The organism is Tolypothrix sp. VBCCA 56010 (assembly GCF_050875635.1).
GTDB lineage: Bacteria > Cyanobacteriota > Cyanobacteriia > Cyanobacteriales > Nostocaceae > Hassallia.
The window spans coordinates 1-7,810 of record NZ_JBPAOH010000236.1; the positions used below are offsets into that span (position 1 = coordinate 1).

Annotated in this window: 5 protein-coding genes, 1 tRNA gene, 1 rRNA gene and 1 pseudogene; 2 read left to right on the top strand and 6 right to left on the bottom strand. The window is 43.1% G+C overall.

Annotation, left to right across the window (positions count from 1 at the left end; all coding sequences use genetic code 11):
* Positions 1-2,152 (bottom strand): AAA-like domain-containing protein (locus AABK37_RS38875; protein WP_432556740.1); only part of this gene is annotated, 2,152 nt, incomplete at its 3' end.
* A 258-nt stretch (positions 2,153-2,410) separates the two neighbouring features.
* On the opposite strand from AABK37_RS38875, the gene AABK37_RS38880 reads away from it, so the two are divergent.
* Positions 2,411-2,572, top strand: coding sequence for a hypothetical protein (locus AABK37_RS38880; protein ID WP_432556741.1), 162 nt, complete (start codon positions 2,411-2,413; stop codon positions 2,570-2,572).
* A 154-nt stretch (positions 2,573-2,726) separates the two neighbouring features.
* Here AABK37_RS38880 and AABK37_RS38885 read toward each other — a convergent pair.
* From AABK37_RS38885 to glyQ, 5 genes and pseudogenes are all read right to left on the bottom strand, one after another.
* A tRNA-Ser gene (locus AABK37_RS38885) sits at positions 2,727-2,811 on the bottom strand.
* Between the two features lie 51 nt (positions 2,812-2,862).
* Complete coding sequence (locus AABK37_RS38890) at positions 2,863-5,199, bottom strand: ComEC/Rec2 family competence protein (RefSeq protein WP_432556742.1); 2,337 nt, start codon at positions 5,197-5,199, stop codon at positions 2,863-2,865.
* 131 nt (positions 5,200-5,330) lie between these two features.
* Positions 5,331-5,489: a hypothetical protein gene (locus AABK37_RS38895; RefSeq protein ID WP_432556743.1), complete on the bottom strand. Its 159-nt coding sequence runs from the start codon at positions 5,487-5,489 to the stop codon at positions 5,331-5,333.
* 394 nt (positions 5,490-5,883) lie between these two features.
* Positions 5,884-6,134 (bottom strand): annotated as a pseudogene (locus AABK37_RS38900) (DUF4079 domain-containing protein); the annotation flags it as partial.
* A gap of 390 nt (positions 6,135-6,524) precedes the next feature.
* Positions 6,525-7,403 (bottom strand): glycine--tRNA ligase subunit alpha, encoded by an 879-nt coding sequence (gene glyQ / locus AABK37_RS38905; RefSeq protein ID WP_432556744.1) that lies wholly within the window; start codon positions 7,401-7,403, stop codon positions 6,525-6,527.
* Positions 7,404-7,708: 305 nt separating this feature from the next.
* Here glyQ and AABK37_RS38910 point away from each other — a divergent pair.
* A 16S ribosomal RNA gene (locus tag AABK37_RS38910) occupies positions 7,709-7,810 on the top strand; the annotation flags it as partial.

The following is a 7,810-nucleotide window of genomic DNA, read 5'->3' on the forward strand; positions in this document are numbered from 1 at the left end:
CAGTCAGGGTGGCGATGAGTTTACCATTTAAATCCCACACCTTGGCGGTTTTGTCATCTGATGCGGTGAGAATTCGTTTGCCATCAGGGCTAAAACTGGCGCTGTTGACATATGATTGATGCCCGGTCAGGGTAGCGATCAGTTTACCATTTAAGTCCCACACCTTGGCGGTTTTGTCTAATGATGCGGTGAGAATTCGTTTGCCATCAGGGCTAAAACTGGCGCTTTTTACTACTGATTGATGCCCAGTCAGGGTAGCGATGAGTTTACCATTTAAATCCCACACCTTCGCGGTATTGTCATATGAAGCGGTGACAATTCGTTTGCCATCAGGGCTAAAACTGGCGCTGTTGACATATGATTGATGCCCAGTCAGGGTAGCGATGAGTTTACCATTTAAATCCCACACCTTCGCGGTTTTGTCATCTGATGCGGTGAGAATTCGTTTGCGATCAGGGCTAAAACTGGCGCTGATGACTTGTTCTTGATGCCCGGTGAGTTGATTTCGCTCTTGGATGTTATCTAAAATCGTTCTTAAAGCTAAAAGTGGGCTAGCTGCGGGATATTCCTCTAAGGAACGATTATCCTTAACTAGCTTTTGCAAATCTTGTCCGGCTCGCATTGCCGATCGCAATGCTCCTATTTGATCATAATCAAATTGCTGTAAAGCATTGCTGCCTTCTCGTTCTAATCTGGTTCCTTGTACTGCTTCTTGTTGTTTGTTAAAAGCAACTGTTGCCATTATCCCGGCAATTATTGCTCCCACCACAGATATACCCAAAATCAAAGAGCCAAGGCGAATCCGCTGATTAGCTTTTTGCGTCGCTGCTTGTAAAATCTGATTAGCTTGCTTTTGTGCTTCTATCGCTTCTCGCTTGTCTGATTCTTGGCTAGCTGCGAGAAACTGATAATCCTCAACACCCAAGCTTTTATCTCCTGCCCAAATCAAAGCATCCTGTAAGGCTGCACCCCGCAACAACCGTGATTCATCTTGACGATTTGTATCTATCCATGCTCTGAAAGCTTGAGAATAAGGACGCAGTTTGGCTAATTCTCTCTCAACCCAAGTCAGGTTAAAAACCGATTCATAAATCAAGTTATAAACTTTTAACTTACCTTGCTGCTTAACCACCAACCCCGTCAACCGCAACTGCATTTGTTCCGGACTATCATTTGCCGCGACTTCACCCTGTTGTAAAATTTGCTGATAAAGTCCTAACAGCCTGCCTGCAACTTGGTCACTACTCAAAATCCGATCTCGGATCGTCTTTAAATGCTCAGGCTCATCCTGCGATTCCCAATTAGTAATAACATAAGTTTCAACCAACTCATCAACTTTAGACTCATCTTCAGTTTCCAGTCCCCAACCCTTAGTCTTGATTAACTTACAAAGTCTTTGAGTCAGAAACGGTTGTCCACCAGTCCAAGCCAAAATCTCTTGCAATACTCTTTGCGGATTATTTACTTTGCCCACAAACCCTAAAGCTAACGCTTGGGCTTCATTTAACTCAAAGCCCGTGAGAGCGATCGCTCGACCTATATTAAATGGTGTGCGCTTTTTATCTTTAATCAAATCCGAGGGAGTTGCTACCCCAAACAGTGTAAAAGTTATCCGCTTATACTCTGGTTGATCCGCACGCTGGTTATAGCAACTGCGGATTAAAGCAAAAAAATCGTCAACCGAAGGCAAATTCAAGCTGAGAATGCTATCGATTTCATCAATAAAAACAACAATGCTATGATTAATCGACGTTAGCAGCACATCCTCAATAAACTTGCCCAACCGCTGCACCGGCGAAAGTAAAGCGTGACTTTCCCACCAGCTATCTAAATCAAAAGTTTCATACAAATACAGACTGCTAACAATACTATCAATCACCCCTGCATACCATTGCTCGGCAGTGATATCCCAACTACCGATCGCTGTAATATCAATAGCAGCACAAGCAACACCCTCAGCTTGCAACCGTTGCATAGTTCTCACCCGCAAGCTAGATTTACCCATTTGCCGCGAGTTCAGCACATAACAAAAATCGCCTGCCTTCAGCCCCGCATACAAATCTTCATCTGCCTGCCGCCTCACATAAGTGAGAGAATCAGAAGGGAGACTTCCGCCAACTTGATATTCATAGCTTGGCTCAACTGTAGTCATCTGTTAATTCTCAGGCAAGCATCAAAATACTATTGATTTCACCTGAGCGCGATTATGGCTTAATTCTCTGCAAGATGCTCAAATTATACCGCTCGTTGTCATCACAAAATCCTCTTGTGTGTACCTCTTGCATAAATTAAAAATAAAGAACCTCACCCCGCATTTGAAGAGCGCAAACGCTCCCCTCCCCGCAAGCGGTCTGGGGTTGGGGGTGGGGTATTAGGGAATGAGTGCAAGAGGTCTACAATAGACATAGAAGTGAAAATCAATTATGCGTTGTCCGAAACCCTTGTAGAGACGTTCCACACCGAACGTCTTTTCTGGAGATGTCCAATGCAACCCGATGCATTAACAATGCAACCCGATGCATCAACAATGCAAGCCGATGCATTAACAATGCAACCCGATGCATTAACATAACAAGCCGATGCATTAACAATGCAACCCGACGCATTAACAATGCAACCCGATGCATTAACAATGCAACCCGATGCATTAACATAACAAGCCGATGCAATCACAATGCAAGGGTATTGCCAAATTTGATTGGCGACAAATTAATCTAAACTTTCAACGGAGAGGGGGGGATTCGAACCCCCGTTAGGTTTCCCTAAAACGCATTTCGAGTGCGTCACCATCAACCACTCGGACACCTCTCCCCAAGACATATTAAGCCTATAATAATTACACTATCACGAACCGATAAATTTTCACAACACCGAAGCTTTATTTTCTGAAGCTTGAATAAACGCCTCAAACTCACCTTTCGGAGTCCATTGAATTGCCCCATCTCGCCCAGTAAAAAACAGCTTCGTTTGGTTTTGACTTAATTCGGAGAAAATTTTCGGGTCAAGGTCAGCGTTAGGTGCGATCGCTATCTGTGGTTGCAGCGCCAAAACCAAATCTTTCAAAGACTCAGTAGCGCACCACAGCACTTGCGGTTGAGGCAAAGCTTTATTTTTCAGAAGTTGACGCAGTTCGTCAGGCTTGAGATTACCCACCAACAACCAACTTTGATTTTGAATTTGCATTTGCAAGACGGGTAATTGGTCATTGATTAACTGCACGACTGCCGAACCAGTATTCACAGTTTGACCGAGTGACAAAGGTTGATAAATTCCCTTACTTTTTGGCAGTTCCTTTTGGATAGCCTGACTTGCCAATATATTGTCTGGGGTAGCAGAATAATCAGAGAAAACTTTAATCGGCAAACGTTGCAGGACCTCTAACCAACCACTGGTATCATCGCTTTGGAAATGAAGAGCGATCGCCCAATCAATTTGATTCACACCCTGCTGTTGCAAAAATGGTAAAATTGTGTAGCGTCCCGTACCTTCATCTCCACTATTAATCAGCGTTACCCTTCCTTGGTTTTGAATGACCAAAACTGGTTCTGTATCAGCCGCTAGCACCGTAATCTTAAATAAACTGCTTGCAGAATGCCAAACTGGTATCAACACCAAAGCAACCGCAATCACACTTGCAAACCACCAACGCTGCTGCCACCAACGCATCAGCCAAACCGATATAATCAGTGCATAAATTGCCAGCAGCTGCCAAATAGATATCGTCCCAACAGCAACAGAATTTCCTGGTAATTGAGCAAAAAATTCTGCTAGGCGAATGAGCAAATGTGTAGGGTGATACAACAAACTAGCTAAAGCACTGCCAGCCTGAGGAAAAATTAAGCTTGCCAAAGCGCTAATCATACCACCGATACTAATTACAGAAATAAATGGAGTAGCAAGGATATTTAAAGGTAGACTATAAATTGCTACCACGCTAAAAACGTGTATCAGTACTGGTAAAGTCCAAATTGTCGCCGCTAAGGGAACAGCAATCAAAGAAGCGATCGCCGGAGGCAACCAATTCAAACGCTGAGTTAACGGCGGTACTGTTACTATTAATCCCAACGTTGCTAAAAAACTCAACTGAAATCCTAAATCCCAAATCCACAAAGGATTATAGAGCAATAACAGCGTCGCTGCCAGCAATAGCGATCCTAACTGCATCACCTTTCGTCTTAATGCCAAAGCTACTAATGCGGCAAATCCCATAATTACCGCTCTGAGTACCGCAGGCTGGAAACCAGTTAAACTTAAGAAAAGAATTAAGGCAAACGAACCAACAATAAATTGCGTTACACGTCTGGTACGCCTTGTCAACCCCAGCACCACACCTAATATTAGAGAAGTTTGAAATCCTGAAGCAGCCAAAGCATGAGCTAACCCTGCTTGCACAAACAAATCGCGAATATCGTAAGGCAAATCAACAGCTTTGCTACCTAAAACCATAGCACTGACAAGCGGACCTTCGGGAATACCTAATCCGCGAACAAGCGATCGCACAATTCGCTCCCCAATTTTCCACCATCCCCATTTACGTTCTTCTTCTAAAATATTTATCTGCTTTCCAATCAAACCAGCAAAAGCCCCTTCCTGCTTGAGAAACTTTTGAAAGTCGAAACTACCAGGATTTGACGCTGCTTTTGGTTTGTACAAAACCCCAGTGATTGCAACTTGTTTACCAGGACTTAACCCAGTAGCTTGAAGTAAAGGCACAGTCACATACAACTTACCTGTTGCCCCTTTACTCATACCTGCTGAGTTACTTTCTTTTTTTACCTCATCCAGAGCCTTTACTTGCAACCAAAATTGTCCCCGTTGACTGCGAGTCAAGCGGGGTGTACTTGCCACCTCCCCGCGAACGATCGCAAGTTGCTCTTGATTATTATTATTTCCTGGTGGAACAAACAGACTGATGTCATTTTTTCCAGGTTGCGGTACGCGGAATTGAAAATACAAACTTGCAAACAACCCAACCAAGCCAGCAACTATCCATATAATTGGTTTGGGATTAGTTTGCCAATTAGGTGGTGCAGCCTTAGTTTTCTGTAGTGCTTTTGTCAAAGTAATGCGGCGTCTTCTCAAAAAAACCGCTCCCACTATTCCCAAAATTAGCACCCAAACTCCACCGAAAGGAACTGCTGTAAACAGCAACCCTAGAATGTAGCCAAGACAAATAACTACACCATTTGCCTGAATCATTTTGCACTCATTACCCGACGATTAAAGTCCCAGCTACAAAACATTGTATTTAGCTTGCGTGTGCCTGCTTTGTACGCACAACGCCCCAGACTTTAGTTTGAGGGCATTTAGCATCTTTTGCAATAGCTGCATTACAAAGTCATACCTAACTTTAACTCCAATACAGCATGTACAAACAGTATACAAAGTGCCGTACTACCTACATAAGCGTGAACCGTCCGTAACCCAGCTTTATTTCCCCCAAAGCCACTCAGACAAATTGCACCGTTAATCAATAAAAGTAATAGCACAACTGAACCTGTGTAACGTCTCTACATGTTTTCTGTAGATGTCTAATGCATCGACCCGTTATGTTATAACATCGGTCTGTTATGCTATAACATCGGTCCGTTATGCTATAACATCGGTCCGTTATGCTATAACATCGGTCCGTTATGCTATAACATCGGTCTGTTATGCTATAACATCGGTCCGTTATGCTATAACATCGGTCCGTTATGCTATAACATCGGTCTGTTATGCTATAACATCGACCCGCAAAAATTAACCCACCTTTCTTTAACCAAGCCGAGGTTAACTTTTAATCGCACCTCTGACTAAAATCACTGTACTCTCGCTCATTGGATGCGTTCACGAAGTGACTCTGAAGGAGTATCGCTTGAAAGAATATTGCCTTTAACCGCTTGCTATAACCGAGTGCCATAAATAAAAACATCCACGGCGCTAGTTTACGATGATCGCTGCGACTTTTGATCGCCGCATCTTTATCTTCAACAACTCGTCCTCTAAAACCAGTTAATCCCACAAAACTACCCATGACAAAAACAACGATCGCCATCAGAGCGCGGATGTCCCCAATGCACAATCGGTTCAGGGATTTTTAGAGAGCGAAATTCTGCGGCGATCGGTTCTAGAACTTCTGTTAAATTCACCATTTGTATTTCATAGCCTTCTCACTGTTTATCAAGAAAGCATACTCTTTGAGATTAAGCAAAGTAGTTTGTCAAGCTTTTATTGTCGTAGGCTTTGGAGGAAATCGAGCTTTGCTGAAAAATAATCAGTAAAATAATCAGCAACTTCTATGCGAGTAAGCCGTATTACTTTTGTTTGATGTCGAATTGGTTGTAATGCTGCACCCAAAGTGCAATGTGAACTGCTAGCCTTTCTGTATACACATCTGCGATTCATCCCAGGTATCCGAAAATAGTCGCCAATTTGTAGTTGTTCAAAATTCACGATCGTGCAAAGAGTAAAAAGACAAAAAAAGATAAGGTAAAAAACTCCTTATCTTCTTCATTTGTTGTATTGTATACCGCTTACACTAATCAAACTGTTGCCTTCTTAAGTAGCGGAAAACCCAGTTTCTCTCTTTGCTCTACATAAAGCTGCGCTACCCTTCGCGCCAAATGCCGAATCCTTGCTATGTAGCGAGTTCGCTCCGTGACTGAAATCACACCTCTTGCATCTAACAAATTGAACGTGTGCGAACACTTCATAACATAATCTAGGCTGGGTAACACTAGTCCTCGCTCAGTTAATTGTTGAGCTTCCTGCTCATACATATTAAATAGTGTCAGCAGCATCTCAGGATTAGAGGCTTCAAAATTGTAAACACATTGCTCAATCTCTCCTTGGAGGTGAACATCTCCATAATTAATATTGTCTGTCCAACGAATCTTAGTGAATGCCTCCACTTGTTGGAGGTACATTGTCAGTCGTTCCAAACCGTATGTAATTTCAATGGAAACAGGACGGCAATCAATTCCTCCACACTGCTGGAAGTAAGTAAACTGGGTAACTTCCATCCCGTCTAACCAAACTTCCCAACCAGTACCCCAAGCACCTACGGTCGCATCTTCCCAATTATCCTCCACAAACCGGATATCGTGGTCTTCTGGACGAATCCCCAACGCTCTGAGGGAATCGAGATAAATTTCTTGGATATTATCTGGTGAAGGTTTAATCAGAACTTGGAACTGATAATAGTGTTGAAAGCGATTGGGATTTTCACCATAACGTCCATCAGTGGGACGACGACAAGGTTCAACATAAGCTACAGCCCAAGGTTCTGGTCCCAACGCTCGTAAAAAAGTATGCGGGTTTTTAGTGCCTGCTCCCTTTTCAATGTCATATGGTTGGGCAATCAGACAACCGCGATCGCTCCAGAATTTATGCAATACAGCTATTACCGACTGAAAAATCACGTTTTAGTCTCCTTGGCTTGAAGCCTGCATTATTCATTGTGGCTTAAACTGTATGCTCTGACTACATTTGAGGCGACTACAAAAATTTATCCAAAAAACTTTGAGAAAACAGTTGACAACAAATTGTGGACTCGCTATATTAAATAAGTGCCGGATGAGCGAGCGAAAAAAAGCGAACTCGAAAAGGCGATCGAACCATGAAAAGATTATAGTTTGAAAGACAGTATAAAGCAACTTGTGCGCGTCAGTCAAATAATCAACCAGACTGAGGTTATAAAAGAGCAGTCGAGCTAAACAAACAAACCAAAACGGAGAGTTTGATCCTGGCTCAGGATGAACGCTGGCGGTATGCTTAACACATGCAAGTCGAACGGAGTACTTCGGTACTTAGTGGCGGACGGGTGAGT

Bases quoted from the DNA above. Each gene is read 5' to 3' on its own strand.
- AABK37_RS38890 (WP_432556742.1), bottom strand. From the start codon at position 5,199: ATGATTCAGGCAAATGGTGTAGTTATTTGTCTTGGCTACATTCTAGGG.